Annotated in this window: 18 protein-coding genes; all 18 read left to right on the forward strand. The window is 72.8% G+C overall.

Annotation, left to right across the window (positions count from 1 at the left end; genetic code table 11):
* The first annotated feature begins 7 nt into the window (after positions 1-7).
* From VGB24_RS07045 to VGB24_RS07130, 18 genes are read left to right on the forward strand one after another with little or no spacing between them, the layout of a single operon-like run.
* Entirely contained in the window at positions 8-1,324 is a 1,317-nt protein-coding gene (locus tag VGB24_RS07045) for an ABC transporter ATP-binding protein (protein ID WP_331072233.1), read from the forward strand.
* Complete coding sequence (rfbF, locus tag VGB24_RS07050) at positions 1,321-2,097, forward strand: glucose-1-phosphate cytidylyltransferase (protein WP_331072234.1); 777 nt, start codon at positions 1,321-1,323, stop codon at positions 2,095-2,097. Before VGB24_RS07045 ends, rfbF begins: the two co-directional genes overlap by 4 nt.
* Positions 2,090-3,073, forward strand: coding sequence for a GDP-mannose 4,6-dehydratase (locus VGB24_RS07055; protein WP_331072235.1), 984 nt, complete (start codon positions 2,090-2,092; stop codon positions 3,071-3,073). Before rfbF ends, VGB24_RS07055 begins: the two co-directional genes overlap by 8 nt.
* 47 nt (positions 3,074-3,120) lie before the next feature.
* Complete coding sequence (locus tag VGB24_RS07060) at positions 3,121-4,359, forward strand: class I SAM-dependent methyltransferase (protein ID WP_349263900.1); 1,239 nt, start codon at positions 3,121-3,123, stop codon at positions 4,357-4,359.
* Positions 4,360-4,369: 10 nt separating this feature from the next.
* Entirely contained in the window at positions 4,370-4,903 is a 534-nt protein-coding gene (rfbC, locus tag VGB24_RS07065; protein WP_331072237.1) for a dTDP-4-dehydrorhamnose 3,5-epimerase, read from the forward strand.
* A complete protein-coding gene (locus tag VGB24_RS07070) occupies positions 4,900-5,835 on the forward strand; it encodes an NAD(P)-dependent oxidoreductase (protein WP_331072238.1) in 936 nt (311 codons plus the stop codon). Before rfbC ends, VGB24_RS07070 begins: the two co-directional genes overlap by 4 nt.
* The gene (locus VGB24_RS07075; protein WP_331072239.1) at positions 5,832-6,557 is read left to right on the forward strand and encodes a class I SAM-dependent methyltransferase; all 726 of its coding nucleotides are present in this window, start codon (positions 5,832-5,834) and stop codon (positions 6,555-6,557) included. Before VGB24_RS07070 ends, VGB24_RS07075 begins: the two co-directional genes overlap by 4 nt.
* 1 nt (position 6,558) lies before the next feature.
* Positions 6,559-7,434, forward strand: coding sequence for a hypothetical protein (locus tag VGB24_RS07080; protein ID WP_331072240.1), 876 nt, complete (start codon positions 6,559-6,561; stop codon positions 7,432-7,434).
* Positions 7,431-8,408, forward strand: a complete 978-nt coding sequence (locus tag VGB24_RS07085) for a glycosyltransferase family 2 protein (protein WP_331072241.1) — start codon at positions 7,431-7,433, stop codon at positions 8,406-8,408. Before VGB24_RS07080 ends, VGB24_RS07085 begins: the two co-directional genes overlap by 4 nt.
* An 8-nt stretch (positions 8,409-8,416) precedes the next feature.
* Positions 8,417-9,682, forward strand: coding sequence for a glycosyltransferase family 1 protein (locus VGB24_RS07090; protein ID WP_331072242.1), 1,266 nt, complete (start codon positions 8,417-8,419; stop codon positions 9,680-9,682).
* On the forward strand, positions 9,679-9,882 hold the full coding sequence (locus tag VGB24_RS07095) for a hypothetical protein (protein ID WP_331072243.1): 204 nt from the start codon (positions 9,679-9,681) through the stop codon (positions 9,880-9,882). The genes VGB24_RS07090 and VGB24_RS07095 overlap by 4 nt, the downstream gene beginning before the upstream one ends.
* A gap of 13 nt (positions 9,883-9,895) precedes the next feature.
* Positions 9,896-10,891 (forward strand): class I SAM-dependent methyltransferase, encoded by a 996-nt coding sequence (locus VGB24_RS07100; protein ID WP_331072244.1) that lies wholly within the window; start codon positions 9,896-9,898, stop codon positions 10,889-10,891.
* Positions 10,892-10,900: 9 nt separating this feature from the next.
* A complete protein-coding gene (locus VGB24_RS07105; RefSeq protein WP_331072245.1) occupies positions 10,901-12,253 on the forward strand; it encodes a glycosyltransferase family 1 protein in 1,353 nt (450 codons plus the stop codon).
* 11 nt (positions 12,254-12,264) lie between these two features.
* Positions 12,265-13,530, forward strand: coding sequence for a glycosyltransferase family 1 protein (locus tag VGB24_RS07110; protein ID WP_331072246.1), 1,266 nt, complete (start codon positions 12,265-12,267; stop codon positions 13,528-13,530).
* On the forward strand, positions 13,527-14,789 hold the full coding sequence (locus tag VGB24_RS07115) for a glycosyltransferase family 4 protein (protein ID WP_331072247.1): 1,263 nt from the start codon (positions 13,527-13,529) through the stop codon (positions 14,787-14,789). The genes VGB24_RS07110 and VGB24_RS07115 overlap by 4 nt, the downstream gene beginning before the upstream one ends.
* Positions 14,786-15,955, forward strand: coding sequence for a glycosyltransferase family 4 protein (locus VGB24_RS07120; RefSeq protein WP_331072248.1), 1,170 nt, complete (start codon positions 14,786-14,788; stop codon positions 15,953-15,955). Before VGB24_RS07115 ends, VGB24_RS07120 begins: the two co-directional genes overlap by 4 nt.
* Positions 15,952-17,091, forward strand: a complete 1,140-nt coding sequence (gene wecB, locus VGB24_RS07125; RefSeq protein ID WP_349263899.1) for a non-hydrolyzing UDP-N-acetylglucosamine 2-epimerase — start codon at positions 15,952-15,954, stop codon at positions 17,089-17,091. Before VGB24_RS07120 ends, wecB begins: the two co-directional genes overlap by 4 nt.
* Complete coding sequence (locus VGB24_RS07130) at positions 17,084-17,947, forward strand: glycosyltransferase family 2 protein (RefSeq protein WP_331072250.1); 864 nt, start codon at positions 17,084-17,086, stop codon at positions 17,945-17,947. The genes wecB and VGB24_RS07130 overlap by 8 nt, the downstream gene beginning before the upstream one ends.
* The last annotated feature ends 16 nt before the right edge of the window (positions 17,948-17,963 follow it).

A 17,963-nucleotide genomic window follows, 5' to 3' on the forward strand; every position in this document is an offset into this window, starting at 1 on the left:
CGACGGCGTGTCGGGCGTCGCCATCCGGGCCAGCGGCCTGGGAAAGAGCTATCGCATCGGCGTTGCCGCCGAGCGCCACGGGTCGTTGCGCGAGGCGCTGGCGGGCGCGGGGCGCTCGGCCGCCCGCGGGCTGCGGGCCCGCCGCGCGCCGGCGCCGGAAACGGTGTGGGCGCTGCGCGACGTCTCGTTCGACGTGGGGCACGGCGAGGCGCTGGGCATCATCGGCCGCAACGGCGCGGGCAAGAGCACGCTGCTCAAGGTGCTTTCGCGCATTACCGAGCCCACCACCGGCCGGGCCGAGGTGTACGGCCGGGTCGGGTCGCTGCTGGAGGTGGGCACCGGCTTTCACCCGGAGCTCTCGGGGCGCGACAACGTGTTCCTGAACGGCTCCATCCTGGGAATGGACCGCGCCTACATCGCCGGCCGGTTCGACGAGATCGTGGCTTTTTCGGGGGTGGAGAAGTTCATCGACACCCCCGTGAAGCGCTACTCCAGCGGCATGTACCTGCGGCTGGCCTTCGCGGTGGCGGCGCACCTGGAGCCTGAGATCCTGATCGTGGACGAGGTGCTGGCGGTGGGCGACGCGAGCTTTCAGAAGAAGTGCCTCGGCAAGATGCAGGACGTGACGCAGGAAGGGCGCACGGTGCTCTTCGTCAGTCACGACATGACGGCCATCAGCCGGCTGTGCCCCCGCGCCCTCCTGCTGGACCAGGGCGGGGTGCTGGCCCACGGCCCCACCCGCTCGGTGATCGGCACCTACCTGCAGTCGGGGCTCGGCACCACCGCCACCCGCGAGTGGGCCGACCCGTCGCGCGCGCCCGGCGGCGACGTGGTGCGCCTGCGCGCGGTGCGCGTGCGCTCGCGCGCCGGGGAGGTCACCGAAACGCTGGACATCCGTGCGGGCGGCCGGGTGGAACTGGAGTTCGACGTGCTGGAGGACGGCCACGTGCTGGTGCCCAACTACGGGTTCCACAACGAGGAAGGCACGCTCATCTTCATCGCCCACGATTCCGACCCCGAGTGGCGCGGCCGCCCCCGGCCCCGCGGCCGCTACGTGAGCACCGCCTGGATTCCCGGCGACCTGCTCGCCGAGGGGCAGGTGGTGGTGGGCGTGGCGGTGAGCACGCACGACCCCGTGGTGCTGCACGCGGACGAGCAGGACGCCGTGGCCTTTCACGTGGTGGACAACCTGGATCCGCAGGGCCCGCGCGGCGACTACGCCGGGCACATGCCGGGCGTGGTGCGCCCGCTGCTGCGCTGGACCACGGACTGCCGCCGGGCCGTGCAGGCCGAGCCTTTCGCCCAGGAGATCGCCGCCCCGTGAACGTCGTGCTGCTGGCGGGAGGGCTGGGCACGCGCCTGGCCGAGGAAACCGAGGTGAAGCCCAAGCCCATGGTGGAGATCGGCGGAAGGCCGATCCTGTGGCACATCATGAAGCAGTACGCCCACCACGGGTTCAAGGAGTTCTACGTGGCGCTCGGCTACAAGGGCGAGGTCATCAAGCGCTTCTTCCTGGACTACTACAGCCTGAACGGGAGCGTGAGCCTGGACTTCCGCACGGGGAACGTGCAGGCGCGCAACCGCGAGTGCGAGGACTGGGTGGTGCACCTGGAGGACACCGGGGTGAACACCATGACCGGCGGCCGGCTGAAGCGCCTGGAGCCGCAGCTGCGCCCGGGCGGCACCTTCATGCTCACCTACGGCGACGGGGTGTGCGACCTGGACCTGCGCCGGCTGCTGGAGTTTCACCGCCGCTGCGGCCGCCTGGCCACCATTACGGCCGTGCGGCCCCCGGCGCGCTTCGGCGGGCTGGTGTTCGACGGCGACCTGGTGGCCGAGTTCACCGAAAAGCCGCAGATCGGCGAGGGGTGGATCAACGGCGGCTTCATGGTGCTGGAGCCCGGCGTGTTCGACTACCTGGAGGGCGACGCCACCGTGCTGGAGGCACACGCCCTGGAACACCTGGCCGAGGACGGGCAGCTGGCCGCCTATCGGCACGAGAACTTCTGGCAATGCATGGACACGATCCGCGACAAGCGCCTGCTGGAATCGCTGTGGGACGGCGGAAACGCGCCCTGGAGGAGCTGGAGTGAGTGATTTCTGGCGGGACCGCCCGACCTTCGTGACCGGGGGTACGGGGCTGGTGGGAAGCTGGCTGGTGCGGCGCCTGGTGGAGGCCGGGGCGCAGGTGGTGTGCCTGGTGCGCGACTGGGTTCCCCAGAGCGAGCTGGTGCGCACGGGCACCCTGGCGCGGGTGACCACCGTGCGGGGCGACGTGCGCGACCAGGCCACCCTGGAGCGCGCGCTGGGCGAGTACGAGATCGACACGGTGATCCACCTGGCGGCGCAGACCATCGTGGGCATCGCCAACCGCAACCCGGTGTCGACGTTCGAGGCCAACGTGCAGGGCACCTGGGCGCTGCTGGAGGCGTGCCGCCGCAGCCCCGCCGTGCGGCAGGTGGTGTTCGCGTCGTCGGACAAGGCGTACGGCGACTGCGAGACGCTGCCCTACGACGAGTCGACGCCGCTGGTGGGCCGGCACCCGTACGACGTGAGCAAGTCGTGCGCAGACCTGATCGCGCAGTCGTACGCGACCACCTACGGCCTGCCCGTGACCATCACCCGGTGCGGCAACTTCTACGGCGGCGGCGACCTGAACTGGAACCGGCTGGTGCCCGGCACGATCCGCTCGGTGATGCGCGGGCAGCGCCCCGTGATCCGCTCGGACGGCACGTACATCCGCGACTACTTCTACGTGGAGGACGGCGCGCACGTGTACATGCTGCTGGCCGAGAAGATGGCCGCCGACCCGGGGTCGCTGGCGGGGCACGCCTTCAACTTCAGCAACGAGATCCAGGTGCCCGTGCGCGACCTGGTGCAGCGCATTCTCGCGGCCATGGGCTCGGACCTGGAGCCCGAGATCCGCGACGAGGCGAAGCACGAGATCCGCCACCAGTACCTGTCGGCCGCCAAGGCCCGCGAGATGCTGGGGTGGAAGCCGCTGTTCACGCTCGACGAGGGGCTGGAGCGCACCGTGCGCTGGTACGCCGACTTCCTGCGGGAGGGCGCTTGAGCGCCGGCGCCGCGGGGGCGCCCGCGCCGTCGGCGGGCCCCTCGGCCATGCCGTCCGGGGCCATTTCCGGCTGCCGCTCGTGCGGGGCGGGCGGTCTGGTTCCCGTGCTGTCGCTGGGCCGCACGCCCCTCGCCAACGCGCTTCTCTCCCCGGAAAGGCTGCACGAGCCCGAGGCCACCTATCCGCTGGAGCTGGTCTTCTGCCCCGCCTGCTCGCTGGTGCAGATCACGGAGACGGTGCCCCCGGAGCAACTGTTCGGCGAGTACTTCTACTTCTCGTCGTTCTCCGACACCATGGTCGGCCACGCCCGCGATCTGGTGCGGCGGCTGGTCGGGGAGCGGGGGCTGGGACCCGGCAGCCTGGCCGCCGAGGTGGCCAGCAACGACGGGTACCTGCTGCAGTTCTACCGCGAGGCGGGAATCCCCGTCCTGGGGGTGGAGCCCGCGGCGAACGTCGCGCGGGTGGCGGTGCAGAAGGGCATCCCCACGGTGTGCGAGTTCTTCGGTGCCGGGGTCGCGGAGCGCCTGGCCGCCGAGGGCCACGCGGCCGACGTGGTGCACGCCAACAACGTGCTGGCCCACGTGGCCGACCTGAACGGGGTGGTCGCGGGGTTCCGCCGGCTGCTGAAGCCGGGCGGCACCACGAGCATCGAGGTGCCGTACGTGCGCGACATGGTGGAGGGCACGGAGTTCGACACCATTTACCACGAGCACCTGTGCTACTTTTCGCTCACCGCCCTGGACCGGCTCTTCCGGCGTCACGGGCTGGTGATCTGGAACGTGGAGCGCCTGGCCATTCATGGCGGCTCGCTGCGGGTGTTCGCCACCCCGGCCGAGAGCGCCCCGGAGCCGACGGAAGCCGTCCGCGCACTGCTGGCCGAGGAGCAGGGGTGGGGCGTGGACACGGCCGAGTACTACCTGGGCTTCGCGGGCCGCGTGGAGCGGCTGAAGCGCGAGCTGTGCGGGCTGGTCGCGGAGCTGCGCGCGAAGGGCAAGCGCATCGCCGCGTACGGCGCGTCGGCCAAGGGAAGCACGCTGCTGAACTACTTCGGGATCGGCGCCGAGACGCTGGAGTTCGTGGCCGACCGCAGCACGGTCAAGCAGGGGCACTTCACTCCGGGCACGCACCTGCCCATTCACGCCCCCGAGGCGCTGCTGGAGGCCCAGCCCGACTACGTGCTGCTGCTCACCTGGAACTTCGCCGACGAGATCCTGGCGCAGCAGGCCGAGTACCGGCGGCGCGGGGGGCGCTTCATCGTCCCCGTTCCCGAGCTGCGGGTGGTGTGAGGGGCCCCCGATGATCTTTACCGAGACGCCGCTGCCCGGTGCCTGGGTGGTGGAGCCGGAGCGCGTGCAGGACGAGCGGGGCTTCTTTGCGCGGACGTTCGACGCCGACGAGTTCGCGCGGCGGGGAATGCGCGCCGAGTTCCCCCAGTGCAGCGTTAGCTTCAATGCGCGCGCGGGCACCCTGCGGGGCATGCACTACCAGGCCGCGCCGCACGCGGAGGCCAAGCTGGTGCGATGCACCGCGGGCGCCGTGTACGACGTGGTGGTGGACCTGCGTCCCGGGTCGCCCACGCGGATGCGGTGGTTCGGCGTGGAGCTCTCGGCCGAGAGCCGCCGCGCCCTGTACGTGCCCGAGGGGTTTGCCCACGGATTTCAGACGCTGGTCGACGGGACCGAGGTGTTCTACCAGATTTCCGCCCGCTACCACGCCGCGAGCGGGCGGGGGGTGCGCTGGGACGACCCGGCCTTCGGCATCCGCTGGCCTTCGGCGGATGCCCGCGTGATCTCGGACCGCGACGGCGCCTATCCCGACTTCGCGCCGTGAGCCCCCGCGTGCTGGTGACAGGCGCCACCGGGTTCATCGGCCGGCACGCGCTGGCGCCGCTGGTGGCGCGGGGCTTTCAGGTGCACGCCGTGGCGCGGCGCGCCCCCCCGCGGGCCGCCGAAGAGGTGCGCTGGCACGCCGCCGACCTGCTGCGCGCCGGCGAGGCCGAGGCGGTGGTGCGGGCCGTGCGCCCGACCCACCTGCTGCACCTGGCGTGGTACGTGGAGCACGGCAGCTTCTGGCGCTCGCCCGAGAACCTGGGCTGGGTTGGGGCCACGCTGCAGTTGGCCCGCGCGTTCGCCGAGGCGGGGGGCACGCGGGCGGCCTTCGCCGGCACCTGCGCGGAGTACGAGTGGGGGCACGCGCTCTGCTCGGAGGTCGGCACGCCGCTGCGGCCGGCGACGCTGTACGGAAGCTGCAAGCTGGCGGCGTGGCAGGCGCTGGACGGGTTTGCGCGCCAGGCGGGCTTCAGCGCCGCCTGGGGACGCGTGTTCCTGCTGTACGGACCGCACGAGGCGCCGGCCCGGCTGGTCCCCTCGATCGTGCGGTCGCTGGCAGCGGGGCAGCCGGCGCGGTGCTCGCACGGGGCGCAGCTGCGCGACTTTCTGCACGTGGCCGACGTGGGCGCGGCATTCGCCGCGCTGCTGGACGGGGAGGTGGCGGGCCCGGTGAACATCGGCTCCGGCCAGCCGGTCACGGTGGCCGAGGTGGCGCGGAAGATCGCGGCCCGGATGGGCCGGCCCGAGCTGCTGGAGCTGGGCGCCCTCGCGTCGCCGCCGGGCGACCCCGCCGCCCTGGTGCCCGCGGTGGCGCGGCTGCGCGGCGAGGTGGGGTGGACGCCCCGGTGGGGGCTGGACGAGGGGCTCGGGGACGTGATCGCCTGGTGGCGCGCGCACCCGGCCGCGGAATCGCAGAACCAGGCAGCACGATGAAATATTTTTCCGATTCGGTGATCAACCCGTACATCCGCCGGGCCGGGTATCGACGGCTGTGCGAGGTGGGGGCGAGCTTCGGCGAGCACACAGCCCGCCTGCTGGAGGTGGACGGCGTGTCGCTGGTGGTGGTGGATCCCTGCATCGACCTGGACCTCACGAGGCTGAACGGCGACCGCGTGTCGGTACGCCGAGGCCTGAGCCTGGAGGTGCTTCCCACCCTGGGCGAGCGCTTCGACTGCATCCTGGTCGACGGCGACCACAACTGGTACACCGTCTACCACGAGCTCAAGGCGATCGACGAGAGCGACCTGCTGCGCCCCGGCGGGACGATCTTCCTGCACGACGTGGGGTGGCCGTATGGGCGTCGCGACATGTACTACCAGCCCGAGACCGTGCCCGCCCCGTTCGTGCAGCCGCACGCGATGAAGGGGATGGTCCCCGGCCGGTCCGAGCTGGTCGAGAGCGGGGGAAGCAACGCCGGCTTGTACAACGCCGTCCACGAAGGGGGGCCTCGCAACGGCGTGCTGACGGCCGTGGAGGACTTCGTGCGCGAGCGTCCGGGCAAGTACCGCCTGCTCGTGCTGACCGACCAGCACGGGCTGGGCATCCTGCAGCGGCGCGGGGGCGTGGGCGACGCTCTGCCCTGGCTGCGCGTCTGGGCGGCCCAGGCCGCGAACCGCTGGGGGGGGCGCGTACGGCGCGTGCTGGGCCGTTCCTGAGGTGCCCCCGCAGGTGGGTGTCGTGCACCTGGTGTGGGCGCCGCTGGGGACGGCGGAACTCGCCGGCTTCCTGGGCGCGTACCGCCGCCACGCCGCCGGCGTCGCGCACCGGCTCATGGTCGTGTACAACGGGTTTTCGGGCGGGGCCGACCGTGAGCCGTTCCGCGCGCTGGCGCGGGCGGTGGAGCACGAGGAACTGGTGATGCCCGCCGCCGTGCAGGACATCCCGGCGTACGCGGCGGCCGCGCGGGCGCTGGATTGTGAGTTCCTCTGCTTCCTGAATTCGTACAGCCGCCCGCTGCGCGCAGGGTGGCTCGCCGCGCTTCACCACCATGCGGCGCGGCCGGAGGTGGGGCTGGCCGGCGGCTCGGGGTCGTGGGAAAGCCACTACTCCAACCTGCGGGCGCACGTGCTTGCGCCCGCCCGGTTCGCGCGGCACGCGGCGGGCCAGTGGGTGCGCCGCCGGGCGGCCGCCGGCGTCCGTACCTACCTTGCGCAGCGGCGGGAGCTACGGTGCGCACGGGCGGTGTTCCACCCGTTCCCCAACCCGCACGTGAGGTCCAACGGGTTCATGCTGCGGCGCGAAACGATGCTGGGGCTGCGGCTGGGAGAGGTGCGCAGCAAGATGGACGCGCTCGCGTTCGAGAGCGGACGGGGCGGGATGACGCGCCAGGTGGAGGCGATGGGACTTCAGGCGGTGGTGGTGGGCGCGACCGGCGAGGCGTACCGCCCGCAGGAGTGGCACCGGAGCGGCACCTTCCGCTCGGGCGAGCAGGAAAACCTGCTCGTCGCCGACAACCGGACGGCGCAGTACGCCGAGGCGGATCCGGAACTCCGGGCCCTGCTGCGCCGCATGGCATGGGGAGGCGCCGCATGAGCGCCGGGGCCGCGCCCCGCGTAAGCGTGGGCCTGCCGGTGTACAACGGCGAGCGATACCTGCGCGAGGCGCTGGACGGCGTCCTGGGGCAGAGCTACGCCGACCTGGAACTGGTCGTCTCCGACAACGCGTCCACCGACGGCACGGAGGCGATCTGCCGGGAGTACGCAGCCCGCGACGCAAGGCTGCGCTATCACCGGCAGCCCCGGAACATGGGTGCGGTCTGCAACTTCAACCGCGCCTTCGAACTCGCGCGCGGCGAATACTTCATGTGGGCGGCGTTCGACGACCGGCGCAATCCGGAGTACCTGGCCCGCTGCGTGCCCGTGCTGGAGACGCGTCCCGAGGTCGTCCTCTGCTGCACGGACGTGCTGCCCATCGACGAGGACGGCGCCCCGCTGGGCGACCCCGAGTGGCCTGGGGGCATCCGCCCCGTGGGAGCAACGCCGGGCGACCGCGCCGCGGCCGTGGCGCGGGCCAGCTTCTGGTACGATTTCTACGGCCTGATGCGGGCCGAGGTGCTGCGAAAGGTGATGCCGCTGCGCGCCGTGTGGGGGTTCGACGTGGTGCTCACGCTGGACATGTGCCTTCGCGGCGAGGTCGCGGCGATTGCCGAGCCGCTGTTCGAATACCGGGTGTTCCGCCGCAAGACGCAGGAAGACCTGGCGCAGACGCTGGCGCCCGAGTCGCAGGGCGGCATCCTGGTGAACAACATCGAACTGGCGGTAGCGCTGGTGGAGCGCTGCCTTGCCGCCCCGCTTTCGCCGCTGGAGCGGGTGCGCGCGGCGCGCCGGGTGTATCGCGAGTTCTGCCTGCGCAACCCGATCGTCCGCCCGATCCTGGAACGGGAACTCGCCACGCCCCGCCCCCCCGTGCATCGCTCGCCGGCGCGCAGGGCGGCGATGGCGGCGCTGCGGGCGCGGCTGCGGGCCGGGCAGCGCGCGCGCGGCGTCTCCGCCCGGCTGCGGGGGTGAGCGCCCGAATGAGGGTGTTATACGACGTTTCCCTGCTGGGCAAGGGGCATCGCGGCGAGATCCCGCGCACCGGGGTGTTCCGCGCCGTCGAGGAAACCGCCCGCGCGCTGTCGCGCGCCGGGGGCGTGGACCTGGCGTTCGGCGCCCCGGGACTGCTCCAGCCCATGGGAGACGCGCTGGCGTACCTTGCGGGCTCGGCGGATCTTGCCGGAGTGCCCGTGATCGGTGCGCCGGGCGCCCCCACCCTCGCCCGCATGCTGTTTTCCGGAGGGCGCCGGCCGGGCGCCGGGGGGCCGTGGCGGTGGGCTCGCGACCGCGCCGAGGGGCTGGCTCACCGGGTGGCGGGCGAAGCCAACAGGCGGATCCCCGAAGGGGTGGACGTCTTCCACTCCCCCGGGCTGGAACTTCCCCCGCGTGCGCGGCCCGACAGCCCCGTCCAGCGGTTCCTGACGGTGTACGACCTCATCGCCGTGCGGTTTCCCCAGTTCTTCGAGCCGGAGGTGGTGCACGGGGTGAAGAACGTGATCCTGGGCTCTCTGCTGCCGGACGACTGGGTCGTCGCCGACTCGGAGAACACCCGCGCCGACCTGTGCGCCTTTCGCCCGGACCTGGACCCGGCAAGGGTGTTCGTCACCCCTCTGGCGGCAGACCCGGCGCGCTTTCACCCGGTGACCGACAGGGCGGCGCTGGAGGCCGTGCGCGGGCGGTACGGGATTCCCGATGGGCCGTACCTTCTCAGCCTGAACACGCTGGAGCCGCGCAAGAACCTGGACCGCCTGGTGCGGTCGTTCGCACGTTTCGCGCGGGAGGAAGGGGTCGACGCCGCGAGCCTCGTGCTGGTGGGAGCCACGGGGTGGAAGACGGAAACCATCTTCCGGGCCCTGGGCGAGGCGCGGTGCCAGGGCGCGCGCATCGTCCTGGCCGGCTTCGTGGCCGATGCAGACCTCGCGGCGCTGTACAGCGGTGCGACGGCGTTCGTCTACCCCTCGCTGTACGAGGGCTTCGGCCTGCCGCCACTGGAGGCCATGCAGTGCGGGGTGCCGGTGATCACGTCCAACAATTCGTCGCTCCCCGAGGTGGTGGGCGGCGCGGGGATCATGGTGGATCCTACCGACGACGACGCGCTGAGCCAGGCCATGCTGGACGTGTACCGCGATGCGGCCCTGCGGGAGCGGATGCGGGCGCGGTCGCTGGCGCAGGCGGCGGGCTTCAGCTGGGAGAGATGCGCCCGGCAGACCCTCGCCGCGTACCGCGTGGCGGTGGCGGGGCGGTGAAGGCGCTCGCGATGAAGGTGGTCTACGACATCTCCAGCCTGGGACTCGGCCACGCCGACCGGGTGCACCGGACCGGCATCTTTCGCGTCGTGGAGCGGCTTGCCCAGGAACTCCTCGCCATGGACGAGTGCGAGGTGACGTTCAGCGCTGCGATGGGCGCCGGCGCTCCAGGTAGCACCGGCCGACGGTCCTCATTCTGAACATCGCCGCATTGTGACGAAGATTCACCCGTACGACGAGCCGAAGCTCACGCTGCCCCGGAGGGTGGTGCGCCGGGTCCGGTACGAGCTTGGCCAGGCCGGGCTCACTGAGCAGTGGGTCGCCGAGCGTTTCGGCACGGCGTACCTGTGGCGCAGGCGGCTGGGGGTCCGGCTGCGTCCTTCGGCCGCTCCACAGACGCCGCTGCGCTCGTCGCTGTGCCGCCAGGACCAGCTGGAGTCGCCCGCGTTCCGCGCGTGGGCCGCGCGGATGGGACAGCCTTTCCAGCTGCATCGCAAGGTGTGGGAATTCTGCTACATCGCGCAGGCGCTCGACGAGCGCGGGATGCTGCAGCCGGACCGGCGGGGGCTGGGCTTCGCCGTGGGCCACGAGCCGCTACCCGCGCTGTTCGCGTCGATGGGCTGCGACGTCCTGGCCACCGACCTGGCGGCCGAGCAGGCGCAGGGGACGGGGTGGATCGAAACCAACCAGCACGCCAGCTCCCTGGCGGACCTGAACCTGAACGGCGTCTGCCCGCCGGAGGCGTTCGCCCGCCAAGTCTCTTTCCGCCCAGTGGACATGAACGCCATCCCGGCCGACCTGTCGGGGTTCGACTTCCTGTGGTCGTCGTGCTCGCTGGAGCACCTGGGATCGCTGCGGCACGGGGCTGAGTTCATCTACAACGCCATGCGATGTCTGCGGCCCGGCGGGGTGGCCGTGCACACGACGGAGTACAACGCGTCGTCCAATGGCCCGACCGTCCGGACCGGCGGGGCGGTCATCTTCCGCCGCCGGGACCTGCGCGCCATCGCGGCCGAGCTGCGGGCCGCCGGCCACGATGTCGCCGAGCTGGACTTCACCGAGGGAACCCTGCCCGCGGACCTCCACGTGGACCGGCCGCCGTTCACGCACAATCCGCACCTTCGGCTCAGCCTCGACGGCCACGTGGCCACGTCGTTCGGGCTGATCGTCAGAAAGGCCGAAGCTTCGTCCGGCCTCCGCATCGGATAGGGGCGCGAGTTGCTGAACGAGCGAACCACCCCTGGCGCTCCGCCCGCCCCGGCTGCGCCCGCCGCACCCGCGGGTCCGCCGCTGCGCGTGGTCTACGACATCTCCAGCCTGGGACTCGGCCACGCCGACCGGGTGCACCGGACCGGCATCTTTCGCGTCGTGGAGCGGCTTGCCCAGGAACTCCTCGCCATGGACGAGTGCGAGGTCGCGTTCAGCGCGCTGCACTCGGCCGAGTTCTTTGCGCACACGGCCAACTACCTTGCCGCCTCCGCCGTACTTCCAGGCCAGCGGCTGGCGCGGACGCAGCCGGGGCTGGGGCTGGTGCGCCGGCTGGTGAACGCGCACGCCGCCCGGGCCGGCGGCCCCGGTGCCCCGGTGACCACCAAGGCGTACCGCCGGGGGCTGCTGCACGGCCGCCAGGCGATGGAGGCGGTGCTGAACGCCGTGGCGCCGGCGCGCGCGCCCGAGGCCGACGTCTTCCACTCGCCGCGGTTCGCGCTTCCCGCGCCGGCCCGGACGGGCGCCGCCGCCCGCTTCATGACGGTGCACGACCTGATTCCCATCCTGGTGCCCGAAACGGTCTCGCCCGCCGCCACCCGGGAGATGCGGGCCATCCTGGCCAGCCTGCGCCCCGAAGACTGGGTGTTCGCCGTTTCCGAGCGCACGCGGCAGGACCTGTGCGAGTACCGGCCCGACCTGGACCCGGCCCGGATCATCGTCACCTACTGGGCGGCGGATCCGGCCGTCTTTCACCCGGTGGAGGATCCCGCGGCCCTGGACCGGGTGCGCGCCCGGTACGGCATCGGCGGCGCGCCCTACCTGCTGAGCCTGAACACGCTGGACCCGCGCAAGAACATGGACCGGGCGGTACGGGCGTTCGCGCGCATGGCGGCCCAGGAAAGGATCTCCGACCTGTGCTTCGTCCTGGTGGGGAGCCGGGGGACGAACGTGGACCTGCTCGGCCGAATGGCGCGCGAGGCGGGAATCTCGCCGGCTCGCGTGGTGCTGACGGGCTACGTGCCCGACGAGGATCTCGCGGCCCTCTACAGCGGCGCGCTGGCTTTCGTCTATCCATCCCTCTACGAGGGGTTCGGGCTGCCGCCGCTGGAAGCCATGCAGTGCGGGGTGCCGGTGATCGCCTCGAACACGTCGTCGCTTCCCGAAGTGGTGGGAGACGCAGGGATCCTGGTGCATCCCACCGACGAGGACGCGCTGGGCGGGGCCATGCTGCACGTGTACCGGGACGGGGCGCAGCGTGAGCGCATGAGGGAGCGCAGCCTGGCGCGCGCGGCGGGTTTCAGCTGGGCGCGGTGCGCGCGGCACACGGTGGACGGGTATCGCGCGGCCATGGCGGCGCGGTGATGGGAACGCGCATGAAGGTCGTCTACGACGTTTCCAGCCTGGGGCTGGGCCACGCCGACACCACCCACCGCACGGGGATCTTTCGCGTGGTGGACCGGGTGGCCCGCGGCCTGGCCGCCTCCGGGCGATGCGATCTGCGGCTGAGCGCCATGGAGTCGGTACGGGCGTACGGGCACGCGGTGCAGTACGCCCGCACCGTCCCGGAACTCCGGGGTGTGCCGTTCACGCCCGCGCCGGCCGGCACCGGCCTGGTCGCGCGGTTGGACCGCGGCTTCCACGCGCGCGTGGGCGCGGGCGCCAGCGTGCCCACGAAGGTGGTCAGGCGAGTGCTGCTGCACGGGCGCAAGGCGGCCGACCCGGTGCTGCGGGCCGTCAGGCCCCCCGCCGTGGCGGGGGGCGACCTCTTCCACTCTCCCCGCTTTGCGCTGCCCGCTCCCGCGCGCACCCGGCCGGCGGTACGGGTGCTGACGGTGCACGACCTGATCCCCATCCTGTTTCCACGGATGTCGTCGCCGTTCGGCATCCGCGAGCTGCGGGGGATCCTGGGCAGCCTGCGGCCGGACGACTGGGCTATTGCCATCTCGGAGCGAACCCGCGACGACCTGTGCGCGTACCGGCCGGAGCTGGACCCGGCGCGCGTGTTCGTGATCCCCTGGGCGGCGGACCCGGTGCTCTTCTACCCGGTGCGCGACGAGGGGGTGGTTGCAAGGGCGCGGGCACGGTACGGCATTCCGGAAGGCCCGTACCTGCTGAGCCTGAACACCCTGGAGCCGCGCAAGAACATGGAGCGCCTGGTGCGGTCGTTCGCTGCGCTGACCGCCGCCCAGGGCATCCGCGACCTGTCGCTGGTCCTGGTGGGCCCGCGCGGGCTGAGGGCCGACTCCGTGTACCAGGCTGCCCGGGGCGCCGGGCCGCGTGTGGCGCTTGCTGGCTTCGTGCCGGATGAGGACCTCGCGGCCCTGTACAGCGGTGCGATGGCGTTCGTCTACCCGTCGCTGTACGAGGGCTTCGGCCTGCCGCCACTGGAGGCCATGCAGTGCGGCACGCCGGTGATCACGTCCAACAGTTCGTCGCTCCCCGAGGTGGTGGGCGGCGCGGGGCTCATGGTGAATCCCACCGACGACGACGCGCTGAGCCAGGCCATGCTGGACGTGTACCGCGACTCTGCCCTCCGGGAGCGGCTGCGGGAGCGTTCGCTCGCCCGCGCGGCCGAGTTCAGCTGGGCCCGGTGCGTGCGGCAGACGCTGGACGCCTACCGCGCCGCGCGGACCGCATGAGGATCGCCGTCTGGCACAACCTCTCCACCGGGGGAGGGAAGCGCTCGCTGTACACGCACGTGCGGGGGCTGGTGGAGCGTGGGCACCGGGTGAGTGCCTGGACGCTCAGCGAGCGCCGCGACTACCTGCCGCTGTCGGGGCTGGTGGACGAGCGGGTGGTCCCGATGTCCTGGCGCGCGCGGACGCCCGGGTCGCCCGCGGGGCGGGTGTACGGCGTGTACCACAACCGTGTCGCTCGCCTCCGTGCCATGATCGAGGCGTGCCGGCGGTCGGCGGAGGAGATCGACGCCGGCGGGTTCGACGTGGTGCTGGTGCACGGCGACGAGGTGTACGGCATGCCGTTCGTGCCGCGCCACCTGCGCACTCCGGGGGCGGTGTACCTTCACGAGCCGTTCCGGCCCTTCTACGAGGCGCGCCCCGTGCTGCCGTGGGTGGGCGACGTGACCGCGGGCGGGAGCGTGCTCCGCCGCGCCGCCCTCGCCGCCGCCGACGCCGCGCGGCTGCTGACCGACCGGGCGCAGGCGCGGGAGGAGCACCGCAACGCGCTGGCCGCGGGCACCATCCTCGTCAATTCGTTCTACAGCCGCGAGAGCGTCATCCGCACCTACGGGCGCGACGCGCGGGTGTGCTACCTGGGGGTGGACACCTCGTTGTTCCGGCCCACGGGCCGGCCGCGCGAGCGCTTCGTGGCGGGGCTGGGGGCCGTGGATGCGGCAAAGGGGGTGGAGCTGGCGATCCGCGCGGTGTCGCTGCTCCCCGCGCCGCGCCCGCCCCTGGTGTGGGTGGCCGACCGGGCGACGCCGGCGTACAGGGCGCGGATGGAGGAAGTGAGCGCCGAGCTGGACGTGGACTTCCGGGTGCGGCTGCGGGTGACGGACGGGGAGCTGGTGGAGGTCCTGAACACCGCGGCCGCCTTGGTCTACACCTCGGAGCTGGAGCCCTTTGGCCTGGCGCCGCTGGAAGCCGCGGCGTGCGGGACGCCGGTGGTGGCGGTGGCCGAGGGCGGCGTCCGCGAGACGATCAGGGACGGGATGAACGGGTTCGCCGTCCAGCGTAGCGCGGACGAGGTGGCGGCGGGCCTGCGGGCGCTGCTGGACGACCCCGCCCTCGCACGCCGCCTGGGAGAGGCGGGGGCCCGCAACGTGGAAGAGGAATGGAGCACCGCGCGCGGCATCGACCGCCTGGAGGCGGAGCTCGTCCGGGTCGCCGCGGGCGGCCCGGGGGCGGCTGGCAAAGGGGTGCGGGGGGAGGCGGAGTGAGGATCGCGATCGTTTCGACGATGGAGGGCCCTCCCTGGGCGGGGAGCGAAGAGCTCTGGTCGCGGATGGCGCACGCGGCCCTGGACGGGGGGCACGAGGTGGCCGTGTTCGTCAACCGCGCCGGGCAGGTGGCGCCCCAGCTGCGGGAACTCGCGGCGCGCGGCGCGCGGCTGCACCGGCGCGGCCACTCGTACCGGCTGGGGCTGGAGCGGGTCGCCGGCCGGCTGGCGCGGCGGCCGATGCGCCTGCCCCGCGTGCCGGCCGTTTCGCCGTTCGCCCCCCTGTTCCGCTTCCGGCCCGACGTGGTCCTGCTGAGCGAGGGCGCGCTGCTGGGCTTTCTTCACGTCGGCGAACTGACGCGCTGGCTCGGCCGTTCCGGAACGCCGTACGTCACGATCTGCCACTACGTCAGCGACTTCCGCCCGCCTCCCGACGCGTACCGGGCCCAGGGAGCTGCGTTCTATGCGGGCGCGCACCTGGCCGGCTTCGTGGCCGACGGCAACCGCGAAACGGCCGAGCGGCAGCTCTCGGTTCGACTGGCCAACGCGGCGGTGGTCCGCAACCCCGTGAACCTGCGGGTTCGCGCCCCGGTGGCGCCCCCGCCGGAGTCGCCCGTGCGGATGGCCAGCGTGGCCCGGCTGCAGGTGGGCGACAAGGGCCAGGACGTGCTCCTGCAGGTGCTTTCGCAGCCCGCCTGGCGCGGGCGGGAGTGGCGGCTGAACCTGTTCGGCGGCGGGCCCGACGAGCGCTACCTGCGCGAGCTGGCGCGGCTGTACGGAGTTCACGAAAGGGTGGAGTTCCGCGGCCACGTGGACGACGTGCGGGCCATCTGGGCCGAGAACCACCTGCTGGTGATGCCTTCGCGGGCCGAGGGAACCCCGCTGGCCCTGGTCGAGGCCATGCTCTGCGGCCGGCCGGCCGTGGCCACGGACGTGGGCGGCATCGCCGAGTGGGTGCACGAAGGCCGCACCGGCTTTCTGGCCGACGTCGCCACCCCGCGATCGTTCGGCGCCGCGCTGGAGCGCGCGTGGGCGGGCCGCGCGGACTGGGATTCCGTCGGAGCGCGGGCCCACGCGCTGGCCGCGCGCCAGGCGGGGCCCCGGCCCGAACTGGCGCTGCTCGACATCGTACTGGGCGCGGCGCACGCGCGTGGGGGACGGAGGTGATGCGGGTTCTCGTGGTGGCGGGCGCGCGCCCCAACTTCATGAAGGTTGCTCCCGTCGTTGCCGAGCTGGGCCGCCGCGGCATCGACCCGCCGCTCGTGCACACGGGGCAGCACTACGACGAGCGGATGTCGGACGCCTTCTTTCGCGACCTGGGCATCCCCGCGCCCGCCTACCACCTGGGTGTGGGCTCCGGCAGCCACGCCGTGCAGACGGCGGGGGTGATGACCGCCTTCGAACCCGTGCTGCGCGACGTCCGGCCCGACTGGGTGGTCGTGGTCGGCGACGTGAATTCCACGCTGGCCTGCGCCCTGGTGGCCGCCAAGCTGCAGCCGGAGCTGGGATGCCGGGTGGCGCACGTGGAGGCCGGGCTGCGCAGCGGCGACTGGCGGATGCCCGAGGAGGTGAACCGGGTGCTGACGGACCGGCTGTCGGACCTGCTGCTCACCCCCAGCCGCGACGCGCACCCCAACCTGCGGGCGGAGGGCATTCCCGGCGAGCGCGTGGTATTCGCGGGCAACGTGATGATCGACACCCTTTTCGCGCAGCTGCCCGCGGCACGCGCGCTGGGCACACCGGAGTCGCTGGGCCTTCCGAGGGGCGGCTACGCCGTGGTGACGCTGCACCGGCCGTCCATGGTGGACGACCCGCTGGCCCTTGCCCAGGCGGTGGGCGCCCTGGCCGACGCCGCGCGCGAGATGCCCGTCGTCTTTCCCATGCATCCCCGCACCCGCCGCAACGTCGAGCGGTTCGGGCTGGCCGGCGCGCTGGACGGCGTCCGCGTGCTGGAGCCGCTGGGCTACCGCGAGATGCTGGGGCTGACGGACGGCGGCGCGGTGGTGCTCACCGACTCCGGCGGGCTGCAGGAGGAAACGACGGCGCTGGGGGTGCCCTGCGTGACGCTGCGCGAGCAGACGGAGCGCCCGGTGACCGTTTCCGAGGGAACCAACCGGCTCGCGCCCTGGCCGCTTACGCGGGGAGGGGTGCTGTCGGCGTTCCGCGCCGCCGCCGCCGAGGGGCGCCGCCCACCGGGGGAGCGGTCGCCGGAGGGATGGGACGGCCGCGCGGCGGAGCGAGTGGTCGCGGCAATCCGGGAGCGGGGCAGCGCTCGTATGCAGGAGAGTGCGGCCGGTGAGTGAGCTGGCGACGATGGTGCAGGTGGGGTTTCCCACGCACAACCGCTGGGACGAGGTGCGCAACACCCTGGAGCGCCTGGCCGACGCGGGGCTGGGCGGCCTCCGGGTGCTGATCGTGGACGACGGCTCCGACCAGCCCTGCCCCTTCGCCCCGGCGTCCATCTGCCCCCGGGCGGAGCTGCGTCGCTACCCCGAAGCCCGGGGAATGGTGGTGCGGCGCAACGAGATTGCCCGCGAGATGAACGCGCCCTACTACCTGGGGCTGGACGACGACTCGTTTCCCGTCTCGGGCTCGCTGGATGACGCGGTGCACTTCGCCGAGGGGCGGGACGACCTGCTGTCGCTGGCTTTTCCCATCTTCAACCCGCGGCTGGACGCGCCGCAGGTGCCGTCGCTGGCCGACCGGCCGTACGCCGTGCGCGCCTTCATCGGCTGTGGGCACCTGGTCCGGCGCGACCGGTTCCTGGCGCTCGGCGGGTACTCGCCCGTGTTCGCCTACTTCTTCGAGGAGTGGGAACTGGCGGCGCGCGGCTTCGTGCAGGGGCTGCGCTGCGTGCACTACCCGGGGCTGCAGGTTCACCACCGCGCCTCGAACGCATGGCGCGACTGGAACCGGATGGACTTCTACGGTGCGCGAAACGCCGTGCTGTGGAACGACTGGTACGTCCCGCCCGGGCGGCGGGCCGTCAAGCAGGCCCGCGCGCTGATGGCGCGGATGATGCTCGCCACGCGCACCGGGCGAACCGCGTCGCTGAGCGGGTTCGCGGCGGGAATGCGCGAACGCGCCGCCCACCGCGCCCACCGCCGTCCCATGTCCGCCGCGCAGTACGCGGAGTGGGTGGGTATGCCGTTCAGCTGAACGGCGGTCCGCGGTA

Source organism: Longimicrobium sp. (genome assembly GCF_036399935.1).
Taxonomy (GTDB): Bacteria; Gemmatimonadota; Gemmatimonadetes; order Longimicrobiales; family Longimicrobiaceae; genus Longimicrobium.

What these genes read in the sequence shown, in the direction of transcription:
- VGB24_RS07075 (WP_331072239.1), top strand. Translation starts at nt 5,832, where the DNA reads ATGAAATATTTTTCCGATTCGGTGATCAACCCGTACATCCGCCGGGCC.
- VGB24_RS07085 (WP_331072241.1), top strand. Translation starts at nt 7,431, where the DNA reads ATGAGCGCCGGGGCCGCGCCCCGCGTAAGCGTGGGCCTGCCGGTGTAC.
- VGB24_RS07115 (WP_331072247.1), top strand. Translation starts at nt 13,527, where the DNA reads ATGAGGATCGCCGTCTGGCACAACCTCTCCACCGGGGGAGGGAAGCGC.
- VGB24_RS07060 (WP_349263900.1), top strand. Translation starts at nt 3,121, where the DNA reads ATGCCGTCCGGGGCCATTTCCGGCTGCCGCTCGTGCGGGGCGGGCGGT.
- VGB24_RS07090 (WP_331072242.1), top strand. Translation starts at nt 8,417, where the DNA reads ATGAGGGTGTTATACGACGTTTCCCTGCTGGGCAAGGGGCATCGCGGC.
- VGB24_RS07110 (WP_331072246.1), top strand. Translation starts at nt 12,265, where the DNA reads ATGAAGGTCGTCTACGACGTTTCCAGCCTGGGGCTGGGCCACGCCGAC.
- rfbC (WP_331072237.1), top strand. Translation starts at nt 4,370, where the DNA reads ATGATCTTTACCGAGACGCCGCTGCCCGGTGCCTGGGTGGTGGAGCCG.